21 protein-coding genes are annotated in these 21,836 nt (G+C 67.4%); 10 read left to right on the top strand and 11 right to left on the bottom strand.

All coding sequences use genetic code 11. The features are described from left to right. Nucleotides 1–7: 7 nt before the first annotated feature. The 3 genes from AC07UK_RS10675 to AC07UK_RS10685 form a co-directional block, all read right to left on the bottom strand. Nucleotides 8–1,198, bottom strand: coding sequence for an efflux RND transporter periplasmic adaptor subunit (locus AC07UK_RS10675; protein ID WP_494685666.1), 1,191 nt, complete (start codon nucleotides 1,196–1,198; stop codon nucleotides 8–10). A 54-nt stretch (nucleotides 1,199–1,252) separates the two neighbouring features. Then, a complete protein-coding gene (locus AC07UK_RS10680) occupies nucleotides 1,253–2,638 on the bottom strand; it encodes a TolC family protein (protein WP_494685667.1) in 1,386 nt (461 codons plus the stop codon). A 355-nt stretch (nucleotides 2,639–2,993) separates the two neighbouring features. Further along, nucleotides 2,994–4,151: an acyl-CoA dehydrogenase family protein gene (locus AC07UK_RS10685; protein WP_436224033.1), complete on the bottom strand. Its 1,158-nt coding sequence runs from the start codon at nucleotides 4,149–4,151 to the stop codon at nucleotides 2,994–2,996. Between the two features lie 233 nt (nucleotides 4,152–4,384). On the opposite strand from AC07UK_RS10685, the gene AC07UK_RS10690 reads away from it, so the two are divergent. Then, a complete protein-coding gene (locus tag AC07UK_RS10690) occupies nucleotides 4,385–4,633 on the top strand; it encodes a hypothetical protein (protein WP_114133892.1) in 249 nt (82 codons plus the stop codon). Between the two features lie 10 nt (nucleotides 4,634–4,643). On the opposite strand, the gene AC07UK_RS10695 is transcribed toward AC07UK_RS10690, so the two are convergent. The 7 genes from AC07UK_RS10695 to acnB form a co-directional block, all read right to left on the bottom strand. After that, on the bottom strand, nucleotides 4,644–5,504 hold the full coding sequence (locus AC07UK_RS10695; RefSeq protein WP_494685668.1) for a LysR family transcriptional regulator: 861 nt from the start codon (nucleotides 5,502–5,504) through the stop codon (nucleotides 4,644–4,646). Nucleotides 5,505–5,629: 125 nt separating this feature from the next. Then, nucleotides 5,630–5,992: a hypothetical protein gene (locus tag AC07UK_RS10700; RefSeq protein WP_436224035.1), complete on the bottom strand. Its 363-nt coding sequence runs from the start codon at nucleotides 5,990–5,992 to the stop codon at nucleotides 5,630–5,632. A 233-nt stretch (nucleotides 5,993–6,225) separates the two neighbouring features. Next, nucleotides 6,226–7,050 (bottom strand): class I SAM-dependent methyltransferase, encoded by an 825-nt coding sequence (locus tag AC07UK_RS10705; protein ID WP_436224036.1) that lies wholly within the window; start codon nucleotides 7,048–7,050, stop codon nucleotides 6,226–6,228. Nucleotides 7,051–7,191: 141 nt separating this feature from the next. Next, nucleotides 7,192–8,040 carry an EamA family transporter gene (locus AC07UK_RS10710; protein WP_494685669.1) on the bottom strand — a complete coding sequence of 283 codons (849 nt, stop codon included), beginning with the start codon at nucleotides 8,038–8,040 and terminating at the stop codon, nucleotides 7,192–7,194. Nucleotides 8,041–8,118: 78 nt separating this feature from the next. Next, nucleotides 8,119–9,450, bottom strand: coding sequence for a PQQ-dependent sugar dehydrogenase (locus tag AC07UK_RS10715; protein ID WP_436224038.1), 1,332 nt, complete (start codon nucleotides 9,448–9,450; stop codon nucleotides 8,119–8,121). A gap of 129 nt (nucleotides 9,451–9,579) precedes the next feature. Continuing rightward, a complete protein-coding gene (locus AC07UK_RS10720) occupies nucleotides 9,580–10,284 on the bottom strand; it encodes a glutathione S-transferase N-terminal domain-containing protein (RefSeq protein WP_436224039.1) in 705 nt (234 codons plus the stop codon). A 330-nt stretch (nucleotides 10,285–10,614) separates the two neighbouring features. Next, nucleotides 10,615–13,206: a bifunctional aconitate hydratase 2/2-methylisocitrate dehydratase gene (gene acnB / locus AC07UK_RS10725; RefSeq protein WP_436224040.1), complete on the bottom strand. Its 2,592-nt coding sequence runs from the start codon at nucleotides 13,204–13,206 to the stop codon at nucleotides 10,615–10,617. Nucleotides 13,207–13,648: 442 nt separating this feature from the next. Between acnB and fliL the strand changes: the two genes are divergently transcribed. The 8 genes from fliL (at nucleotide 13,649) to nadC (ending at nucleotide 19,018) form a co-directional block, all read left to right on the top strand. Then, nucleotides 13,649–14,140, top strand: a complete 492-nt coding sequence (fliL, locus tag AC07UK_RS10730; RefSeq protein ID WP_494685670.1) for a flagellar basal body-associated protein FliL — start codon at nucleotides 13,649–13,651, stop codon at nucleotides 14,138–14,140. A 59-nt stretch (nucleotides 14,141–14,199) separates the two neighbouring features. Continuing rightward, nucleotides 14,200–15,219: a flagellar motor switch protein FliM gene (gene fliM / locus AC07UK_RS10735; protein WP_013952212.1), complete on the top strand. Its 1,020-nt coding sequence runs from the start codon at nucleotides 14,200–14,202 to the stop codon at nucleotides 15,217–15,219. Then, nucleotides 15,212–15,661, top strand: coding sequence for a flagellar motor switch protein FliN (fliN, locus tag AC07UK_RS10740; RefSeq protein WP_013952211.1), 450 nt, complete (start codon nucleotides 15,212–15,214; stop codon nucleotides 15,659–15,661). Before fliM ends, fliN begins: the two co-directional genes overlap by 8 nt. Continuing rightward, nucleotides 15,658–16,113 carry a flagellar biosynthetic protein FliO gene (gene fliO, locus AC07UK_RS10745; protein WP_436224042.1) on the top strand — a complete coding sequence of 152 codons (456 nt, stop codon included), beginning with the start codon at nucleotides 15,658–15,660 and terminating at the stop codon, nucleotides 16,111–16,113. The genes fliN and fliO overlap by 4 nt, the downstream gene beginning before the upstream one ends. After that, nucleotides 16,110–16,895 carry a flagellar type III secretion system pore protein FliP gene (gene fliP, locus AC07UK_RS10750; protein ID WP_494685671.1) on the top strand — a complete coding sequence of 262 codons (786 nt, stop codon included), beginning with the start codon at nucleotides 16,110–16,112 and terminating at the stop codon, nucleotides 16,893–16,895. Before fliO ends, fliP begins: the two co-directional genes overlap by 4 nt. 40 nt (nucleotides 16,896–16,935) lie before the next feature. Next, nucleotides 16,936–17,205, top strand: coding sequence for a flagellar biosynthesis protein FliQ (gene fliQ, locus AC07UK_RS10755; RefSeq protein WP_010810398.1), 270 nt, complete (start codon nucleotides 16,936–16,938; stop codon nucleotides 17,203–17,205). A 58-nt stretch (nucleotides 17,206–17,263) separates the two neighbouring features. After that, complete coding sequence (gene fliR / locus AC07UK_RS10760; RefSeq protein WP_436224043.1) at nucleotides 17,264–18,061, top strand: flagellar biosynthetic protein FliR; 798 nt, start codon at nucleotides 17,264–17,266, stop codon at nucleotides 18,059–18,061. Nucleotides 18,062–18,184: 123 nt separating this feature from the next. Next, nucleotides 18,185–19,018, top strand: coding sequence for a carboxylating nicotinate-nucleotide diphosphorylase (gene nadC / locus AC07UK_RS10765; protein WP_018313570.1), 834 nt, complete (start codon nucleotides 18,185–18,187; stop codon nucleotides 19,016–19,018). Nucleotides 19,019–19,126: 108 nt separating this feature from the next. Here the strand turns inward: nadC and AC07UK_RS10770 are convergent, their stop codons facing one another. Continuing rightward, a complete protein-coding gene (locus AC07UK_RS10770; protein ID WP_041228799.1) occupies nucleotides 19,127–19,672 on the bottom strand; it encodes a MarR family winged helix-turn-helix transcriptional regulator in 546 nt (181 codons plus the stop codon). 355 nt (nucleotides 19,673–20,027) lie between these two features. Here AC07UK_RS10770 and phnN point away from each other — a divergent pair, with 355 nt between their 5' ends. Next, a complete protein-coding gene (gene phnN, locus AC07UK_RS10775; RefSeq protein ID WP_494685672.1) occupies nucleotides 20,028–21,833 on the top strand; it encodes a phosphonate metabolism protein/1,5-bisphosphokinase (PRPP-forming) PhnN in 1,806 nt (601 codons plus the stop codon). Nucleotides 21,834–21,836 lie beyond the last annotated feature (3 nt).

The following is a 21,836-nucleotide window of genomic DNA, read 5'->3' on the forward strand; positions in this document are numbered from 1 at the left end:
GCCGTCCTCACTTCTTCTCGGACGCACGCGCCGCGTTCACGGCTGTGGCATCGCGCAGGATGTCCTGCAGGTAGAGGTTGCCGTCGGTGATCACGGTCTCGCCGTCCTTCACGCCTTCAAGCAGCTCGGTGGTGCCGGGCAGCGTCACGCCCACGCGCACCAGGCGGCGCTCAAAGGTATTGGCGGCGGTGCGCACGAACACATAGTTGCGGTTCTCGGCCAGGAACACGGCCTTGGACGGCACGGCGATGCCCTTGAACGATGCGGCCGGCAGCTTCGCGGTGACGAACATCTCCGCCTTCAGGCGGCGCTCCGGGTTGGGCACCATCAGCCGCACCTTGATGCTGCGCGCGGTGGGATCGACATAGTCGGCGATCTTGATCACGGTGCCGGAGAAGGTCTCTCCGGGCCAGGCAGCGGTGGTCAGCTGCACGTCCACGCCCGGCTTGAACAGGCTCAGGTCGGCCTCGCCCGCATCGACCTGCGCCCACAGCGTGGTCGGATCGGTCACCAGGAACAGCGGCGCGGCGGGCGGCTGGTCGGGGCGCAGCTCCATGCCGAGGTTGATGTTGCGCTCGACCACCAGGCCGTCGATCGGGCTGCGCAGCGGAAAGCGCTGGTTGACGGCGCCCGCGCCGCCTGCGGCCGCGCCGTATTGGCCCAGCGCCGCCTGGGTGCGCTGCAGGTCCGCCGCGGAACGCGCGGCGTCGGCCTGCGCCTGCTCCAGTTCCTTCTGCGCGATGATGCCGGCGCCGTACAGCTCGCGCTGCCGTGCCAGCGCCTTGGCCGCGACCGCGCTGTCGGCGGCTGCCTTGCGCGCATCGGCCTGGGCCACGCCGAAATCGGGCGAGGTCAGGCTGGCCAGCGGCTGGCCCGCTTTCACGGTGGTGCCGGGCTGCACCAGGATCTCGGTGACGCGGCCGGCAAACGGCGTCGACACGCGCACGGTCTTGTCCTCGTTCCACACCAGCCGGCCGGGCAGGCTCAGCATGCGCTCGCCGCCGGTCTTGGCGGCTTCGCCGGCGATGCCCGGCAGCGTCTTCACGCTGGCCGGGAACTGGATGGTATTGCCGCTGACCTTGGGCTCGTCATCGGCCTTGGGCGCTTCAGACTTGCCGCAGGCGGCCAGCGCCAGCGCGCACAGGGACAGGGCAGCAACCCGTGCGGGCAGGCCGGCGGGGAAATGGACGGAAGACATGCGGCGGGACATGCGTGACAGGAGAGAGTGCATTGGATTCGCTGGAACTGCGGTTCAGGGACGCGAGGTGGTCGTCGCAGTGCCGGTCGTGGAGGTCTGCAGCGCGGCGCGGTAGGCCGACAGGGCCTTGGCGTAATCGCCCTGGGCGCTGACGGCGTCGAGCCGGGTCTGGCGCAGCGCGCGGCGGGCATCGAGCAGGTCGAGCACGCCGGTGGCGCCCTTGCCGTAGGCAAACTCGGCGCTGCCGGCCACGCTTTCGGCAGCGGGCAGCACGTCGTCGCGCATCTGCCGCAGTGACTGGCGCGAGGCTTCGAGCTGGCTGCGCAGCCGTTCCATCTCATTGCCGGCTTCAAGCAGCACGCGGTTGCGCTCGTCCAGCGCGGCGTAGTAGTCCACCTCGGCGCGGCGGGCCTCGCCGCCGTTGCGGTGGCGCACGTACAGCGGGATCGTCAGGAACATGCCGTAGCTGTTGCCGCTGCCATTGGTATTGGTGGCGGAGACCGGATAGTGCTCAGCCTGCGCGCCCACGGTCACGTCAGGCACGCGGCCGGCGCGCGCCAGGTCGCGGGCGGCGGCGGCCGCGGCCAGGCGGGCCTCGGCCGCGGTCACGTCGGGGCGGCGCTGCAGCGTGTCGGGGTCGACCTGCGGCACGGGGGTGTCCAGCGGCGGCCAGTCCGGCACCAGCCGGTTGTCGGCGAGCGTGCCGGGCACGCCCATGGCCTGCGCCAGCTGGGCCTTGTCGCGGCTGTGGTCGGCCATGGCCTGGCGCATGTCGTTCTGCGCGCGCAGCGCGTCGAGCTGCAGCTTGGTCACATCGGCGCGCGAGACGTCGCCGGCCTTGAGGCGGGTCTCGCTGGCCTGGCGGGTGCGGTCGTACAGGCCCAGCATCTCCCTGAGCACGCCCACGCGCTCCTGGCTGATCACCGCCTCATAGAAGGCCTGCTCCGCCCCGGCGGTCTGCTGCACCACCACCGCCTGCACCACTTCGCCGGCGGCCGCGCTGGCCTTGCGCGCGGCGTCCACGCGCAGGCCGCCCTTGTTGGCGGTCTCGATCAGCTGGTCCACGCGCAGGGTGGAGTCCACGGTCTTGCTGCGCAGGTTGCCCGAGCCGATGCCGGCATGCGGGTTGATGTTGGTCACGCCCAGGCTCAGCACCGGGTTGGGCCGCTGCGAAGCGATCTGTATGTCCGCCTGGCTGGCTTCTACACCGCGGCGGGCGGCGATGATGTCGCGATTGCAGCGAAGTGCGTCCAGGCGCACCTGCGCCAGGGTCAACGCCGCGCCCGCCGGCGGCGGCACGCAAGGACCGGCAATATCTGCGGAATCAGCGGAAGGAAGCGGATCGGCGGGGCGTTCGGCGGCAAGGATTGCCGCGGGCCGGGCCAGAACCCCCAGTACCAGCAGGGTACCTACGGCAATACGGGAAAAGACAAAAGGCACGGTCAGTCAGGCTCAGTTCGACAACGGTCTGCGGTAAACGACCGTGCCCGCCGAACGGTGCACCGGGGCGGCAAATATTCATCCGACCCCGATCCCGCCAGTGCGGTCGCGAAGCGTGGCTGTCTTGGTGCGCCCTCGCCTGCTGTCCTGATGCATCAAACGCCACCCGGACACGATCTCCCGCACGCATTCAAACCGAATCGCATTACAAACAGCTTTCATTGGGCTGACAAAAGCCTTTAACTACGCGAAAACCCTAGCCAACCGGAAAAAACCACCACCGCTGCGGGCCGTTGCCGGCCATGCCGTCGGAAATTGCGGCGGACCTGATCCCTTCGTCCGCCCTCATTTCTCCTTACCCCTTCACACGGTCATCCAGTCCCAGGCTGCGGCCGATGATCTCCTTCATGATCTCGCTGCTGCCGGCGTAGATGCGCGAGATGCGCGCGTCGGTGTACATGCGGCAGATGCGGTATTCCTCCATATAGCCGGCGCCGCCGTGCAGCTGCACGCCCTCGTCGACCATGCGCCCCTGCAGTTCCGACGTAAGCAGCTTGGCCGACGCCGCCGTCTCCACGGTCAGCGTGCCGGCGTTGTGCTGCAGCACGCACTGGTCGACAAAGGTCTGCAGCGCGTCCAGCTGCGCACGCAGCTCGGCCAGCCTGAAGCGCGAGTTCTGGAACGTGCCGATCGCCCGGCCGAAGGCCTTGCGCTCCTTGACGTAGTCCAGCGTGAGGTCGAACGCCACCTGCGCCGACGCCATGTAGCCGCAGGCGCCAATCAGCCGCTCTTCAGCCAGGTGGCGCGTCAGGTAGCGGAAGCCCTGGCCGGGCTCGCCCAGCACGTTGGCCTTGGGCACCTTGACGTTGTCGAAGAACAGTTCGGAGGTGTCCTGCGAGTGCAGGCCCATCTTGCGCAGCTTGCGCCCGCGCTCGAAGCCCGGCATGCCGCGCTCGACGATAAAGAGGCCAAGGCCGTGGCTGCGCTCCGGATCGGTGCGCGCGACCACCACCACGTAGTCGGCCAGCTGGCCGTTCGAGATATAGGTCTTGGCGCCGTTCAGCACCCAGTGGTCGCCATGGTCCTCGGCGCGCGTGCGCATGCCGGCCAGGTCGGAGCCGGCCTGCGGCTCGGTCATGGCAATGGCAAAGATCGACTCGCCGCGCGCGGCCGCCGGCAGCAGGCGCTGGCGTTGTTCCTCATTGCCGATGCGGCCGATATACGGCGCCACCAGCCGCGAGTGCAGCGTGCCGAAAAAGCCCGAGTCGCCGTGGCGCGCGTTTTCCTCGATCAGGATCTGCTCATAGCGGAAGTCCTCCACGCCGGCGCCGCCGTATTTCTCATCGGCCCACATCAGCAGGTAGCCCTGCTCGCCGGCCTTGCGGAACACCTCGCGGTCCACGCAGCCCTGTTCGCGCCAGCGCTCGCCGTGCGGCCCCACCTCGCGCTGGTAGAAGCGGCGGGCGGATTCGCGGAAGGCGTCGTGTTCGGCTTCGAAGATCAGGCGTTGCATGGCGGGGTCTCCTGGTGTTTTTGAGAGTGACCGGCTGAGTGTCTGCCGTGCAGCGTCTATGAGATTCGTCGGAAAAGATGATTTTTCCTACCGCAGCCGAACGGGCAGGCTTGAAGGAGAAGCCGGCTTGAATGCAATTTTATTGATATGAAGTGGAAATAACTTTCATTTACCCGCCGTAGCGGTTTGCGCCAATACTGGAATCACAGATACCTATTCGATGGAGCGGGAACATGGAAGCCGTCCTCTGGATTGCCCTGGCACTGGCACTGGTGGCACTGGGAGGCACCGTCACCTGGCTAATCGGGACGCGGGTGCCCGAGCCGGTGTTCGGACGCGCGCAACTGCACGGCCGCTTTGCCGGGCTGGAACCCCGCCCGCCGCGCGGCGGCGGACGCGGCCGCCGGGGGCGGCGCGTGCGGCAATGGCGCCTGGTGGCCGTGCCCGGCCCGATGGGCCAACTGGTGCCGGTCCGGATCTGACCGCTTTGCGCTACTGCGGGAAATCCCAGCGCTGTGACCAGTCGGATTCTTCGCGCACGATGTCACGCAGGATGCGCACCGCGTCGTGCGCCGCGCCTGCGGGGGTCCTGGCGCAGACGAGGAATACCGGATAAGAGAACTCTGACGCGCCTTCCACGCGCGCCAACACCCCGCTGTCCAGGTAGCTCTGCACCACACGTGTCCGGAAATAGCCGCTGCCGCCGAATTGCAGGATGTACTGCAGCGCCAGCGGCCCCAGGTTGAAGTACAGCGAGGCGCGCGCATGCTCCGGCAGCGCGCTGTCATGCTGGCGGCGGAATTCCGGCCCCCAGTCGACATAGACATAGCCGCCATCGCGCTGCGTCGAGCGGATCAGGATCAGCTTCTCTTCCATCAGCGCCTCGACATGCATCCCGGGCGCGTACTCCGGCTGGTAGACCAGCGCCGCGTCCAGCGTGCCCGACTGCAGCTTGCGCTGCAGTTCCGCCCCTTCCCCCACTTCCGCCCGCACCGCCTGCGCCGGCATCAGCTGGCGCAGGCGCGTGGTCCACAGCAGCACCAGCGGATTGCCCAGGCTGATTTCCGTGCCGAAACGAAACAGGCTGGCCAGCCCGGCCGGCAACGGCAGTTCGCGGCATGCCGCCTCCCAGGTCTGCACCAGCTGGCTGGCGTAGCCGAGAAAGCGCTGGCCATCGGGCGTCAGCCGTGCGCCCGCCTTGTTGCGATCGAACAGGCGGCAGTTGAGCTGCGATTCCAGGCTCTTGATGCGCGCGGTCACTGCGGTCTGCGTGACATGCAGCTTGTCGGCCGCGGCCAGCAGGCTGCCGGTGCGGACGACTTGCAGGAAGGTGCGGGCGAGTTCGATGTCCATGGGGCGGGGGATTAACCGGTGTGACGAATTGTAGGCAATTGAGGACGAATATTCCGCAATTGACGTCACATGCCCCGCCGACGGTACTGCAACCATGCTGTCTTGTTCGGATGGGCCCCGCCGGGTCAGCGCGCCGGCTGCCGCCGCACCGCCGCTGGCATCGCAACCGGCACGGCGCCTGCCGCCGGCGCGCTGCGCGCCTCGCGCGGCGGCCTCAGCGGCGCGAGGCCTTCCGGCTCGCGCAAGGCCAACCCATTGTCATAGCCGGTGGCAACGGCCTCCAGGTATCCGGGGGCAAACTTCTGTTCCGGCGTCACGGCCTGCACGGCCGGCGCTGCAGCCTGCGGCGCCTCGGACTGGGCGCAGGCGACGCTGTTGATGCATAAGCCCAGCACGCGCAGCAGCGCCATGACCTGGCGCGAGCGGTGCAGGATTGCGGGCGGGCGCGGCGCGGCCTGCCCTGTCTGGCATTGGGATCGGGTGTTCATCGGGGTTCTCCGGGAAGCCATTGCTGGCTGGTGGCACAACGAGCCGCGGCGGCCGCGCTCGCTGTCCATTGCGCAATGACCGTGCCACCGCCGCAAGGCTGGTTGCGGCGGGGATTACGGCACTTTCCGGGGATGGGATGGTGGGGCCAGGCCAACGCTGGCAACGGGGATGTCGGTCGATCTCCAACACTCCCGGCGGCATCCGCGCCGCGACGGGCGCGTGGGTGCCGCCCTCAGGGCTTGACCGCCGCCGCCAGCACCGCCGGCATCGGCACCTCGAAGCCGCTGCCGCGCATATAGGCGGCGACGGTGCCGCGCAGCACGGCGCGGATCTCATCGCGGGCCCTGGGGGTCTGCGCGCGCAGCGTGGCGGCGGCGCGCACGGTGCCCTGGGCCAAAGCATCGAACAGCTGGTCGGGCGTGGAGAAGCGCCATACCTGCGGCACGCTGCGGCAGGTGGGCGAGACAAAGCCGGCCTGCTGCAACGCGGTGCGGCAATGGCCCGGATCGCTGAACAGGAAGAAGTTCGGCCCCACGGGGAGATCGACCTCCATCGAGCCGCAGGCGCGGATCGCGGCATAGACCGCGCCGAAGCCGACCGCGCGCTCGGGCGTGTCCCACACGGTGAAGGCGATGCGCCCGCCCGGGCGCAGCACGCGGAAGGCTTCGGCCAGCGCGGCGTCGGGGTCGGACAGGTGGCACATGCCGAAGCCATTGACCACGGCATCGAAGCTGGCATCGCCGAACGGCAGCGCCTGCGCATCGGCCTGCTCGTAATGGACATCCGGATGAAGCTTGCGCGCCAGCTGCACCTGCGCCAGCGAGAAATCGATGCCGACGGACTCGGCGCCGCGCCGCACCGCCCCCGCCGCGACATGGCCGGAGCCGGTGGCCACGTCCAGCACGCGCAGCCCGCTGGCCACATGGGCGTCATCCAGCAGGGACTCGACCGATTGCCGGGTCACATGCGACAGATGCTCCTGGTACTGGCTGACGACCTCGGGATCTTCCCAGCCAGCCAGCTCAAAGGCCCGAAACGAATCTGCGGTGTGGTCCATGCCCTCTCCTCGGCGTCGATGCCAGGCTGCCGGTTTGCGCGGACGCAGTACCCCTCCGCCGTATGACCCCGGTAAGACCAAGTATAGACAGCGCCGGCGGCGCGCAGCAGCCGGGCGCCCTGGCGGGCACCCGGATTGCCCTCAGGCAAAACGCAGCGTGGCCACGCCGGCGGCGATCAGGCAGGCCGCGCCCAGGCGGGCGGCGCCCACGCGCTCCTTGAGCAGCAGGCCGGAGATCAGCGCGCCGAACAGGATCGAGGACTCGCGCAGGGCCGCCACCGGAGCCACCGGCGCGCGTGTCATCGCCCACAGCGACAGCCCGTAGGACGCCAGCGTGCCGCCGCCGCCCACCAGTGCCAACACCAGGTTGCGCCGCACGTAGCCCGCCAGCGCCGGCCGGCGCGCCACCAGCGCCCACGCCGCCAGCGGCACCGCGGTCAGCACGAAGATCCAGAACGCATACGCTACCGGCGCGCCGGAGCGGCGCACGCCGGTGCCGTCGATCAGCGTATAGGCGGCGATCACCAGCGCGTTCAGCAGGGCCAGCCACATGCCCTCACGGCTGCCAGCGGCAGCGCGGGCACCGTGACCGCCGCCCGCCATGGCCAGGATGCCCAGGCTGACCACGGCGATGCCGCCCCACGCCAGCCCCGAAAGGTGCTCGCCCAGCCAGCCCACGCTGGCCACCGCCACCAGCAGCGGTGCGGTGCCGCGCATCAGGGGGTAGGTCTGGCTCATGTCCGCGGTGTGGTAGATGCGTGCCACCAGCGCGAAATACACCACGTGCACGCCCACTGACGCGGCGATGAACGGCCAGCTCGCCGGCGCCGGCTGCGGCAACGCCGGCAGCGCCACGGCGCCCATCAGGCCGGCGCTCACCGCCACCATCACCGTCGACAGCGTCTTGTCGCCGCCACCCTTGACCACCGCGTTCCAGGCTGCATGCAGGAACGCGGCGAGCAGGACGACTGCGAAGACAGTGAGAGACATGGGCGGCAGCGGACTCGGCGTGGGGGGGACGCCGTCATTCTAGCGGCGCAGTGCCGCCGCTGCCGCGCCATGGTCCGCCTACTTCGCGCCGCTGACCCGCCACACCGTATTGCCGACGTCATCGGCCACCAGCAGTCCGCCGCGCGGGTCGATCGCCACACCCACCGGGCGCCCGCGCGCGTTGCCGTCCTCATCGAGAAAGCCGGTCAGCACGTCGAACGGTGCGCCGTTGGGGCGGCCCTTGCTGAACGGCACGAAGATCACCTTGTAGCCCGCCAGCGGCCTGCGGTTCCACGACCCGTGCTGGCCGACGAACATGCCTTCGCTGAAGCGCGCCGGCAAGCTGTTGCCGCCGGCGGCGGCCAGCCCGAGCGATGCGGTGTGTGCCCCCACGGCATAGTCCGGCACGATGGCCCTGGCCACCAGGTCCGGCGCCGGCGGCTTCACGCGTGCGTCGACATGCTGGCCGTAGTAACTGTAGGGCCAGCCATAGAAGCCGCCGTCGCGCACCGAGGTAATGTAGTCCGGCACCAGGTCACTGCCGATCTCGTCGCGCTCGTTGACGGCAGTCCAGAGCATGCCGGTGACCGGCTCCCACGCCATGCCGTTGGGATTGCGCAGGCCGCTGGCAAAGATCCGGTGCGCGCCGGTCTTGGGGTCGACCTCCCAGATAGCGGCGCGGCCGACCTCCTTGTCCATGCCGTGCTCCCCGACGTTGCTGTTGGAGCCCACCGTCACGTACAGCTTGCTGCCGTCGCGGCTGGCGATCAGGCTCTTGGTCCAGTGATGGTTGAGCGGCCCGCCGGGCAGGTCCACCACCTTCTGCGGCGCGGCAGTGATCTGGGTCTGTCCGGGCTGGTACGGGAAGCGCAGCACCGCGTCGGTGGCGGCCACGTAGAAATCGCTGCCGACCAGGGCCATGCCGAACGGCGAGTTCAGGTCCTGCAGGAACACCGAGCGCTGGTCGGCCACGCCGTCGCCGTTGGTGTCGCGCAGCAGCGTGATGCGGTTGGCACTGGGAGTGCCGGCGCCGGCGCGCTTCATCAGCTTCTTCATGATCCAGCCGCGTATGCCCTTGCCGTCATCGGGCTTGGGCGGGGCATTGCTCTCGGCCACCAGCACGTCGCCGTTGGGCAGCACGTAGACCCAGCGCGGATGGTCCAGCTTGTCGGCGAAGGCCGTCACCGCCATGCCTGCGGCCGGCACCGGGCGCTGGTCCGCTGCCCAGCCGATGGCAGGCGCGATCCTGACGGTGGGGATCGCGGTCTGGTTGGGTGGCGGCAGCTGCGGCATGGGGCCAAAGCCCGCTTCGGAAGGCAGCTTGGCCGATTCGCCGCAGGCGGCGAGCGCAGCGGTGGCGCCCGCCAGCAGGACGACACGCAACAGGGAGATGGCGGTGGGCATCGGCATGATCCGGGCTCCTCGGGCAACGCGGGGCGGCGCGCCTGTCCCTGGACTATAGGATGCGGGCCACCCGCCCCTCTGTAGGCGCCGGGGAAGCCACCGTGTAGGACGATGGCCACGCACGCCGCGGCTGCCTCAGCCGCGGTGCGGCGTATCGAGCCCCTTCACCACGGCCGGGCGCTTGACGAACGCCTCCAGCACGCGCCTGACATGCGGGAAGTCCTGAATGCCGACCAGTTCGCCCGCCTCATAGAAGCCAACCAGGTTGCGCACCCACGGAAAGGTGGCGATGTCGGCGATGGTGTATTCGTCGCCCATGATCCAGTCGCGCCCTTCCAGCCGCTGGTTCAGCACATTCAGCAGGCGCCGGCTTTCGGCCACGTAGCGGTCGCGCGGGCGCTTGTCCTCGTACTCCTTGCCGGCGAACTTGTGGAAAAAGCCCACCTGCCCGAACATCGGCCCGATGCCGCCCATCTGGAACATCACCCACTGGATGGTTTCGTAGCGGCGCGCGGGGTCGGCCGGGATCAGCTTGCCCGACTTGTCGGCCAGGTAGAGCAGGATCGCGCCCGATTCGAACAGCGCTAGCGGCTTGCCACCCGGGCCGTTGGGATCGAGGATGGCGGGGATCTTGTTGTTCGGGCTCAGCGACAGGAACTCGGGCGACATCTGGTCGTGGGCGTCGAAGCGCACCAGGTGCGGTTCATACGGCAGGCCGGTCTCCTCCAGCATGATCGACACCTTGACCCCGTTGGGCGTAGGCAGGGAATACAGTTGGATGCGGTCGGGATGCTGCGCCGGCCATTTGCGGGTGATGGGGAAAGCGGACAGATCGGGCACACGGGCTCCTGGTTCAGGCGCTTGCGCACTGCGCAAGAAGGCGCCGGACAATGGAAAAGCCCGATCATAAACCGCCCGTGCCATGCATGCAGCGCAGGGCCTCAGGCGGTCTCGGCCGGCTGCACCGCGCGATGCAGGGCCGCACGCAAGCACCGCGAGAACCTGATGCGCAAGCTCGACCTGCACAACACCGCCGAAGTGGTGGCGTACGCCGCGCGCCACGGCGTTCCGCTGGACTGAACCATCCGCCTGCGCCGCGGCGTGTCGCAGAAAGCAAAAAAGGGGCCCCGCAAGCGGGGCCCCTTCTTCATGCCAGCCTGACTGCGCGGCTTACACCGTCACGCCGTCGGCCACTTCCTTGAAGTCCTCGATCTGGTCGAAGTTCATGTACTTGTAGATCTTGTCGCCGTTGGCATTGAGCACGCCCATGTCGGCCATGTACTCTTCCTTGGTCGGGATGCGGCCCAGGCGCGAGCAGATCGCGGCCAGTTCGGCGGAGCCCAGGTACACGTTGGTGTTCTTGCCCAGGCGGTTCGGGAAGTTACGCGTGCTGGTCGACATCACCGTGGCGCCTTCACGCACCTGTGCCTGGTTGCCCATGCACAGCGAGCAGCCCGGCATTTCGGTGCGGGCACCGGCGGTGCCGAACACGCCGTAGTGGCCTTCCTCGGTCAGCTGCTTCTGGTCCATCTTGGTCGGCGGAGCCACCCACAGCTTGACCGGGATGTCGCGCTTGCCTTCCAGCAGCTTGGAAGCTGCGCGGAAGTGGCCGATGTTGGTCATGCACGAACCGATGAACACTTCGTCGATCTTGGCGCCGGCAACTTCCGACAGGGTCTTGACGTCGTCCGGGTCGTTCGGGCAGGCCACGATCGGCTCATGCACGTCGGCCAGGTCGATCTCGATCACGGCGGCGTACTCGGCGTCGGCGTCCGGCTCCAGCAGCTTGGGATCGGCCAGCCACGCTTCCATGGCCTTGATGCGGCGCTGCAGGCTGCGCGGGTCCTGGTAGCCCTGGGCGATCATCCACTTCAGCAGCGTGATGTTGCTGTTGATGTATTCGATGATCGGGTCCTTGTTCAGGCGCACCGTGCAACCGGCGGCCGAACGTTCCGCCGAGGCGTCCGACAGTTCAAACGCTTGCTCGACTTTCAGGTCGGGCAGGCCTTCGATTTCCAGGACGCGGCCCGAGAAGATGTTCTGCTTGCCTTGCTTGGCCACGGTCAGCAGGCCTTGCTTGATCGCGTACAGCGGAATCGCGTTGACCAGGTCGCGCAGGGTCACGCCCGGCTGCATCTTGCCCTTGAAGCGGACCAGCACCGATTCCGGCATGTCCAGCGGCATCACGCCGGTGGCGGCGGCAAAGGCCACCAGGCCCGAACCTGCCGGGAAGCTGATGCCGATCGGGAAGCGGGTGTGCGAGTCGCCGCCGGTGCCGACGGTGTCGGGCAGCAGCATGCGGTTCAGCCACGAGTGGATCACGCCGTCGCCCGGACGCAGCGAGATGCCGCCGCGGGTGCTGATGAACTCAGGCAGGGTGTGGTGGGTCTTGACGTCGACCGGCTTCGGATAGGCGGCGGTGTGGCAGAACGACTGCATCACCAGGTCGGCCGAGAAGCCCAGGCAGGCCAGGTCCTTCAGCTCGTCGCGGGTCATCGGGCCGGTGGTGTCCTGCGAGCCCACCGAGGTCATCTTCGGTTCGCAGTAGGTGCCCGGGCGGATGCCCTTGCCTTCCGGCAGGCCGCAGGCGCGGCCGACCATCTTCTGGGCCAGCGTGAAGCCCTTGCCGGTATCGGCCGGGTTCTGCGGCAGGCGGAACAGCGTCGACGGGGCCACGCCCAGCGCTTCGCGCGCCTTGGCGGTCAGGCCACGGCCGACGATCAGCGGAATACGGCCGCCGGCGCGGACTTCGTCAAACAGCACGTCGGACTTGACCTTGAACTCGGCGATCACTGCGCCGTCCTTCAGGGCCTTGCCTTCGTACGGGCGCAGTTCGACCACGTCGCCCATTTCCATCTTCGACACGTCCAGCTCGATCGGCAGCGCGCCGGCGTCTTCCATGGTGTTGTAGAAGATCGGGGCGATCTTGTTGCCCAGGCACACGCCGCCGAAGCGCTTGTTCGGGATGAACGGGATGTCTTCGCCGGTGAACCACAGCACCGAGTTGGTGGCGGACTTGCGGCTCGAGCCGGTACCGACCACGTCGCCCACGTAGGCGACCAGGTGGCCCTTTTCCTTCAGCGATTCAATGAACTTGACCGGGCCGCGCTTGCCGTCTTCTTCCGGCTGGAACGCAGCGCCTTCGCGCTTGTTCTTCAGCATGGCCAGCGCGTGCATCGGGATGTCCGGGCGGGTGGTGGCGTCCGGCGCCGGCGACAGGTCGTCGGTGTTGGTTTCGCCCGGCACCTTGAACACGGTGATGGTCAGGCTTTGCGGCACTTCCGGACGGCTGGTGAACCACTCGGCGTCGGCCCAGCTTTGCAGCACGGACTTGGCGTTGGCGTTGCCCTTGTCCGCCTTTTCCTTGACGTCGTGGAAGGCGTCGAACATCAGCAGGGTCTTCTTCAGCGCCTCGGCGGCGACGGTGCCCACTTCGGCATCATCCAGCAGCTCGATCAGCGGCGAAATGTTGTAGCCGCCCAGCATGGTGCCCAGCAGCTCGGTCGCCTTGGCGCGCGAGATCAGCGCGCACTTCTCTTTACCCAGCGCCACGGCGGCCAGGTACGAAGCCTTGACCTTGGCGGCGTCATCCACGCCGGCCGGCACGCGGTAGGTGATCAGTTCCACCAGGTTCTGCTCTTCACCGGCGGGCGGGTTCTTCAGCAGTTCGACCAGCTCGGCCGTCTGCTTGGCGGTCAGGGGCAGAGGGGGGATGCCAAGCGCGGCGCGCTCGGCCACATGTGCGCGATAGTTTTCAAGCATGGGAACCTGCTGAGTAATTAGGTTTAGAAAATCTCGTTACGTCGCGATTGTAGTCCGAAGCCGCTCCTTGGTCAAATGTCTTATATCTTATATAAGAGTGAAAACAAAAAATATTATGCAAATCAATGCGTTGAAAACTTGGTGGTCGACGAACCCACATGAATCACTACCCGACTAGCGTAGTAGGGAATGCCTCATGGCGCTCCTGGGACCTGCCCGGCGGCCCGGCCAGGAATCGCGGCAGCTCGCACCCGCACTCAAGTTCACACGACATCAAGCGTTAACCAGCCTGCAGGCGCGCATCACGAAGCGCCCGCTCGCGTAGCCGTGCCTGCTCCCTTTCCGCTCAAATGGCCAAGCTGAAAGGGTTTCCCCCTTTTTTTCGGCCCTTTGCTGGCCTGCGATTCCGGAAGAATGGCAGGCATTCCGATACAGGCTTCTCATGGCGAACACGGCTCCCCCTCCCCGGACTGGCAACACAGGCAAGCGCGGCCGGCTGCTGCTGATCGGCGCCGGCGTGCTGGTGGTGGCACTGGGCGCCGGAGGCTTCGTGCTGGGCAGCGTGCTGAGCAACCGCCAGCCGGCGGCGCCCGCTGCGCCCGCCGCCCCGGTCGTGCCGCCGCCGATCTTCGTGCCGCTGGACGCGTTCACCGTCAACCTGCGCAGCGACGACGGCGACCGCTTCCTGCACACCGGCCTGTCACTGAAGGTGGCCGATGCCGAGACCCAGGCACGCCTGGCGCAGTACCTGCCCGAGGCACGCAGCCGCATCCTGCTGCTGCTGTCGGCCAGGCAGCCGGCCGACCTGGCCACCGTCGAAGGCAAGCGCAAGCTGGCCGACGACATCCGCGACACCATCAGCAAGCCGTTTGCCAGCGGCCTGCCGGCGCAGCGGGTGCTGGACGTGCTCTTCACCTCTTTCGTGGTGCAGTAAGCGCAAGCCAGGGCCGCACCGGATTCATCCATAACGCCGCACAAGGGGCAGGACACTAGATGGCCTACGACAAGTTCCTCTCGCAAGACGAGGTCGACGAGCTGCTCAAGGGCGTATCCGGCGAAGCCGATACGCCCAAGGCCAGCGAGCCTGCGCTCGACGAGGGCGGTGTGCGCCCCTACAACCTGGCCACGCAGGAACGCATCATCCGCGGCCGCCTGCACACGCTGGAGATCATCAACGAGCGCTTTGCGCGCTCGATGCGCACGGCGCTGTTCAATTTCATCCGCCGCGGCGCAGACATCACCGTGGGCAGCATCAGGATCGAGAAATTCGGCGACTTCGCGCGCAACCTGCCGATGCCGACCAACCTGAACCTGGTCCACCTGAAGCCGCTGCGCGGCACGGCGCTGTTCGTCTATGACCCGAACCTTGTGTTTCTGGTGGTGGACAACCTGTTCGGCGGCGACGGCCGCTTCCACACCCGCGTGGAGGGCCGCGACTTCACCCAGACCGAGCAACGCATCATCCAGCGCATGCTGGAGCTGACGCTGGCCAGCTACGGCAACGCCTGGCGCACCGTGCACCCGATCGAGACCGAGTACATCCGCTCGGAGATGCACCCCAAGTTTGCCAACGTCGCCACCCACAACGAGGCCGTGGTGACCACCGCCTTCCATATCGAACTGGGCGCCGTCGGCGGGCAGCTTCATGTCTGCCTGCCGTACTCGATGATCGAGCCGCTCAAAGACCTGCTGATGAATCCGCTGCAGGACGAAAAGGAAGTCGACAAGGGCTGGGTCACGCAACTGTCCACGCAGCTGCGCGCGGCCGAGGTGGAGCTGGTGGCCGAGTTCGCGCACCTGCAGAGCACCGTGGCCGAAGTGCTGGCGATGCGCGCCGGCGACGTGCTGCCGATCGAGCTGCCGGAGAAGGTATTTGGCAAGGTGGACGGCGTGCCCGTCATGCAATGCGGCTTCGGCACGATGAACGGCCAGTACGCGCTGCGGGTAGAACGAATGATCAATCACCAGGACGGCGATTCCCACCTGGACACCGAGGACAGCGATTATGAGTGACGGCATCGAGGACAAGCCCGTCGATCCGATGGACGACTGGGCCAGCGCGCTGGCCGAGCAGACCAGCGCCACATCCGCCGCAACCCCCGCAGCTGCCGCACCGGCGGCCCAACCCGCGGCCACCCCGGCCGCCGCCACCGTGTTCCAGCCGCTGGCGAAGGAAGCGCCGAGCGGCTTCCGCAACGATATCGAGATGATTCTCGACATCCCGGTGCAGCTGACCGTGGAACTGGGCCGCACCAAGGTGCCCATCAAGAACCTGCTGCAGCTGGCGCAGGGCTCGGTGGTGGAGCTGGACGGCCTGGCCGGCGAGCCGATGGATGTGCTGGTCAACGGCTACCTGATCGCGCAGGGCGAGGTGGTGGTGGTGAACGACAAGTTCGGCATCCGCCTGACGGACATCATCACGCCGTCCGAACGCATCCGGAAGCTGAACAAATGACCATGCAGACGCGCGCCAGCCTGGCCGTGCTTGCGGTGCTGCCGGGGGCCGCCATGGCCGCCGACGGCACGCATGTGCCGGCCATCAGCGGCGCGGCCAGCCTGGCGCAGGCCGGGCTGGGGCTGTTCGCCATCGTCGCGCTGATCCTGGGCATGGCCTGGGTGGCCCGGCGCGCCGGCCTGGTGCGTCACGCCACCGGCGGCGCGATGAAGGTGGTCGGCAGCACCATGCTGGGCGCACGCCAGCGCCTGGTGCTGGTCGAGGTGGGCGATACCTGGCTGGTGCTGGGCGTGAGCCCCGGCGAAATCCGGCCGCTGCATACCCTGCCTGCGGGCACCACCGCAGCCAATCCCCTCGCCGCCACCGGCGGTGCAGGCCCTTCGCAACAGCCGGGTGGCGGCACCTTTGCCGAAAAGCTGCTGCGCTCGATGCAGGACCACTTCAAGTCATGAATTTCCCGCGTGCCGCGCTGCGGCGCCCGCTGCCGGGCCCGCTGCTGTCCCTGCTCGCCCTGATGCTGGCCATTGCCGCGCTGGTGCCCGCGCCGGCCTGGGCCCAGGCACTGCCCGGCGTCATCAGCAAGCCCGCCCCGGGCGGCGGCCAGATCTGGTCGCTGCCGGTGCAGACGCTGCTGCTGCTGACCTCGCTGTCGTTCCTGCCGGCGGCGATGCTGATGATGACCGGCTTCACCCGCGTCATCATCGTGCTGGGCCTGCTGCGCAGCGCACTGGGCACCGCCAGCTCGCCGCCCAACCAGGTGCTGGTGGGCCTGTCGCTGTTCCTGACCTTCTTCGTGATGGCGCCGGTGTTCGACCGCGTTTACAACGACGCCTACAAGCCGCTGTCGGAAAACAAGATCAGCCTGGAAGCCGCCGCGGCCAAGGCCGCGGAGCCGCTCAAGGCCTTCATGCTGCGCCAGACCCGCGAGAAGGACCTGGCCATGTTCGCGCAGATGGCCAAGGCGCCTGAGATGCAGGGCCCCGAGGAAGTGCCGCTCAGCATCCTGGTGCCGGCCTTCGTCACCAGCGAGCTGAAGACCGCGTTCCAGATCGGCTTCACCATCTTCATCCCGTTCCTGATCATCGACCTGGTCGTTGCCAGCGTGCTGATGGCGATGGGGATGATGATGGTGCCGCCGGCCACCATCTCGCTGCCGTTCAAGCTGATGCTGTTCGTGCTGGTCGACGGCTGGCAGCTGTTGCTGGGTTCGCTGGCGCAGAGCTTCATGAACTGAGGCAGCCCCAGCGCCCGCCACACACCGCAGACTCCGATCCATGACACCCGAGACCGTAATGACCATCGCCACCCAGGCGATGAAGATGACGCTGCTGCTGGCCGCCCCGCTGCTGCTGGTGGCGCTGGCCGCCGGCCTGGTGGTCAGCCTGTTCCAGGCCGCGACGCAGATCAACGAGATGACGCTGAGCTTCATCCCCAAGCTGATCGCGCTGTTCGCCACCATGGTGCTGGCCGGGCCGTGGATGATCAATTCCATGGTCGACTACATGCGCGAAGTGTTCCAGAGCATTCCCGCGCTGGCGCACTGACTGCGGCCGCGCTCGCCTTCATCACCCCCTCGCCCTCCCTGCCCGCTGACTCTCCGCCGTGGTCGAATTCACCTCAGCCCAGCTCTACAGCTGGCTCGCGGCGTTCCTGTGGCCCTTCTTCCGCATCCTGGCCCTGATCGGCACCGCGCCGCTGTTCGGTGAGTCCACCATCCCGCGCCGCGCCAAGATCGCGCTGTCCGCGATGATTGCGATGGTGGTGTCGCCCACCATCGCGCAGCTGCCGGTGGCGCCAGTGTATTCCTTCGGCGGGCTGATGATCATCCTCAACGAAGTCGGCATCGGCCTGGCCACGGGCTTCGCCATGCGGCTGGTCTTTGCCACCGTGCAGCAGGCCGGCGAAATCATCGGCCTGCAGATGGGCCTGTCCTTTGCCTCGTTCTTCGACCGCGCCGCCGGCGGCCAGACCATGGTGCTGTCGCGCTTCCTGAACCTGATCGCGATGCTGCTGTTCCTGGCGCTGGACGGCCACCTGCTGATGCTGGGCACGCTGGTGGACAGCTTCAACGGCCTGCCTATCGGTGGCAACCCCGGCGGCACGCCGCTGTCCGCCGGCGGCGCCATGGCCGTGGCCCGCGCCGGCGGCATGGTGTTCTCATCCGGCCTGCTGCTGGCGCTGCCGATGATCGCGGCGCTGCTGACGCTGAACCTGGCGATGGGCATCCTGAACCGCGCCTCGCCGCAACTGTCGATTTTTGCGGTCGGCTTCCCGGTCACGCTGTCCGGCGGGCTGCTGGTGCTGATGCTGGTGATGCCGCAGATGGGCACCTACATGCAGCACATGATCGAGGCGGGGCTGGAGGCGGTCGGGACGGTGCTGGGGCAGTTTGCGCGGTAGGTTTGCGTCTTATCTTAGATCTCGAATATTACTTGACATAGCGCATGGAAGGGCTAGTATTGCACCATGTACTTCGATCTCTAAGATTATTGAGGTACCGCAACCACCGTTCAGGAGCCCTTCATGTACGACATTTTCGCCACCGACAAGCTGATCGACCTCTGGCTGACCGAAGACATCGGCATCTGCGACTTGACCGTCCAGACCATGATTGAACCAGGAGAGACCGGCACCTTCTGCATGAACGCCCGCGAGCCGATGCTTATCGCCGGCATCGACGTGGCGGCACGCATCTTCGCGCGCTACGATCCGACGCTATCGGTCGATGTGCGCGTCGCCGACGGCGACAAGGTTGAGAAAGGCGCGGTGCTGCTTAACGTGAGCGGCAATGCACGCAGCGTCCTGACCGCCGAGCGCACCGCGTTGAACATCATGCAGCGGCTGTGCGGCATCGCCAACCATACGGCAACCTATGCCCAGGCCATTGCCCATACCAAGGCGCGCCTGATCGACAGCCGCAAGACCACGCCAGGCCTGCGCGCGCTGGAAAAGCACGCGGTGACCTGCGGCGGCGGCCTGAACCACCGGCTCAGCCTGGACAACGGCGTGATGATCAAGGACAACCACATCGCCGTGTGCGGCAGTATCGCTGCCGCCGTGGCACGCGTGCGCCGCAAGCTGCCCGTGCTGACCAAGCTGGAAGTGGAATGCGACCGGCTGGAACAGGTGCACGAAGCCCTGGCAGCCGGTGTCGACGTGATCATGCTGGACAACATGTCGGTGCCCGACATGAAGGAAGCCGTGCAGATCGTCAATGGCCGGACCAAGGTCGAGGCCTCAGGCGGCATCCGCCTGGAAACGATCCGGGCCGTCGCGGAAACGGGCGTGGACTACATCTCCACGAGCAAGATCACCCAGTCTGCCCCTGCCGTGGATATCGGGCTCGACGAAGCCTGACACCGGGGGGAACAGCCTCCCAATCGCTCTGACCGATTCACGCCTTCTACCCAAGGCATTCACCCTTGCCGGTCTCGCCCGGCGAGGGTCTTTTCCGTTGCAGGTCGCCTACAGATCCGAGAGCAGGCGCCCTACCTCCTGTGTCGACGGGACCCGCCGCCCATGTTCTGCCGACGCGACTTCGTCGGCGACCAGCCGCTTCGCAATCGTGATCAGCACGCGGCGCGTGGTCAGCACGTCTTCTTCGCTCACACCTTCCACGCTGAGTTCATTCACCTCGGTCGCCAGCGGTTCAAGCTTGCGGCGCAGCGCGCGTCCGGTCTTGCTCAGGAACACATGCACCTTCTTCTTGTTGCCGGGAAGATGCGTGCGTTCCACGTAGCCCAGCGCCTCCAGCGCCTTGACTGCCGCAAACGTCGTCGGCTCGGTCACGCCGGCCCGTTCGCTCAGCTCTCGCTGCGACACGCCGTCATGGCGCCACAGGATACGCAGGATGGTCCAGTGCCCATACGAAACCGAATGCTCCGCCAGGCGCAGCTGCAGCGCCCGGATATAGGCCCGGGCGGCATCCTTCACCAGGTGGGCAAGCCGTTCTTCATCGGCTTCATCCGCAGGCGTGATCGGGACCGGAGCATCCGGCTTCTTTGTGGCCATAGTCGTGAGGGAAAGTAGAGCGTATGCATGCGGCACCAGACGACCCGGTGCCAGCGACAGCGCACATGATAGCGCCTCCGGCGCCCGCACGCCGACATCACCGCTTCATCGGCAACGCCTCTCCATGTAGCGTTCACTCCATCAGTGCACCATGCCCACAAGCCATGCATGGGGCACCGTCACCGCGCATCCTGCTTCCCCGTGTTTTCCCCTATAAGCGCGCGAATCCCGCGTACACACTGGATTTGCGGGCGCTGGCCCGTTGCTTGCATTACCTTAGACATCGAACTTTTCTTGACACCCCCCTGGCCGGTGCTAGCATAGCCACACAACTTCGACATCTAAGGTAATTCTCATGAAGGCGACCGGCACATTCTTCTTTGTTGTGGGGCCCAGTGGCGCTGGCAAGGACTCCCTGATCGACGGTGCACGTGCCGCGCTCGATGACGATTACGTTTTTGCGCGGCGCGTCATCACCCGCCCTGACGGCTCTGCTGGCGAAGCGCACGAAGGTGTCACGGAGGCCGAGTTCGCGCGGCGCCAGCGAAGCGGAGAGTTCCTGGTGACCTGGGACGCGCACGACCTGTGCTACGGATTGCCCCGCTCCCTGATGCTCGAACTCGAACGCGGCCGCAACGTCGTGGCCAATGGCTCGCGAGGCGTCATCGCCGAACTTGCGGCCCGCCTGCCCCGCTTCGTAGTGATCGTGGTGACGGCACCGCATGACGTGCTTGCCCGGCGCATTGCCGCGCGCGGGCGGGAATCGGGCGACCAGGTTGCCAGCCGCGTGGCACGCGCGGGGGCTCCGGTGCCGCCACACGTCCCGTGTATCACAGTGTCGAACGACAGCACGCTGGAAGCGGGCACGGCACGCTTTGTCGAAGCCTTGCGCAACGGCACCAGGGCATCCGCCGCCGAACGGCCGGCCAGCCGCACCAACCTGATGGCCAAGCTGCGCGGCGAGCCGCTCGACGAAGCTGCCTACGTCGCCGTGCTGCAGGACGCGATCGCCGGGCGGTACACCGAGGCAGAGCTGACCGAGTTCCTCGTTGCCGCCACCCGCACGCTCACAGACGAGGAAGTGGTGGCACTGGCACGCGCGCGTACCGCCTTCACACCCCGCATCGACTGGGACGAACCGGTAGTCGTCGACAAGCATTCGATGGGGGGCGTTCCCGGCAGCCGCATCACGCTGATCGTGGTGCCGATCGTCGCCGCCTACGGGCTGGCGATGCCCAAGACTTCATCGCGCGCGATCACCTCTGCCGCCGGCACCGCCGATGCCATGGAGACCATCGCACGGGTCGACCTGGCGCATGAAGACGTGCGCCAATGCGTGGCCCAGGCGCGCGCCTGCATCGCGTGGAACGGACGGCTGAACCATTCCGTGGTCGACGATGTGATGAACGCCATCACGCGGCCGCTGCGCCTGGATTCGCGGCGCTGGTCCGTGGCGTCGATCCTGTCGAAGAAGTACACCGCCGGCGCTACCCACGTCATCGTCGACCTGCCCTACGGGCCGCAAACCAAGCTGGCAACGCGCGCCGATGCCGAGGCGCTGGGCACGCTGTTCGAACACGTCGGCAAGGGACTGGGCCTGCACGTACGCGCACTGGTCACGGACGGCAGCCGCCCGATCGGGCGCGGCATCGGGCCCGCACTGGAAGTGCGCGACGTCCGACTCGTGCTCGACAACGCGCCCGATGCACCTGCCGACCTGCGTGAAAAGGCCCTGCGCTTTGCCGGCGAAATCATCGCATTCGATCCCCGCGTGGACTCGCCCGAACACGGCATGCAAATTGCGACCGCGCTGCTGCATGAAGGCAAGGCCAGGGCCGCGTTCGATCGCATTGCCGCCGCGCAGGGCGTTCGCCCCGATCCAGTGGCGCCGGGTACGCATACGCAGGTCGTGCCCGCCGCCATGCGGGGCCGGGTCACGGGCGTCGATGGCCTGCAGATTTCCGGCGTGGCGCGCGCCGCCGGGGCGCCGCGCGATGGCGGTGCAGGCATCGACATGCTGTGCGCGATCGGTGCAAAGGTAGCGCCAGGGCAACCGCTCTACCGTATCCACGCCGGCTCCGCCGAAGCGCTTGAGGCGGCTGCGGCACTGGTGCGCGCTGGCGGCGAGTACTGCCAGGCGGTGCGTATAGACCCCGATTGACCG

The organism is Cupriavidus sp. GW821-FHT07C08 (assembly GCF_059419025.1).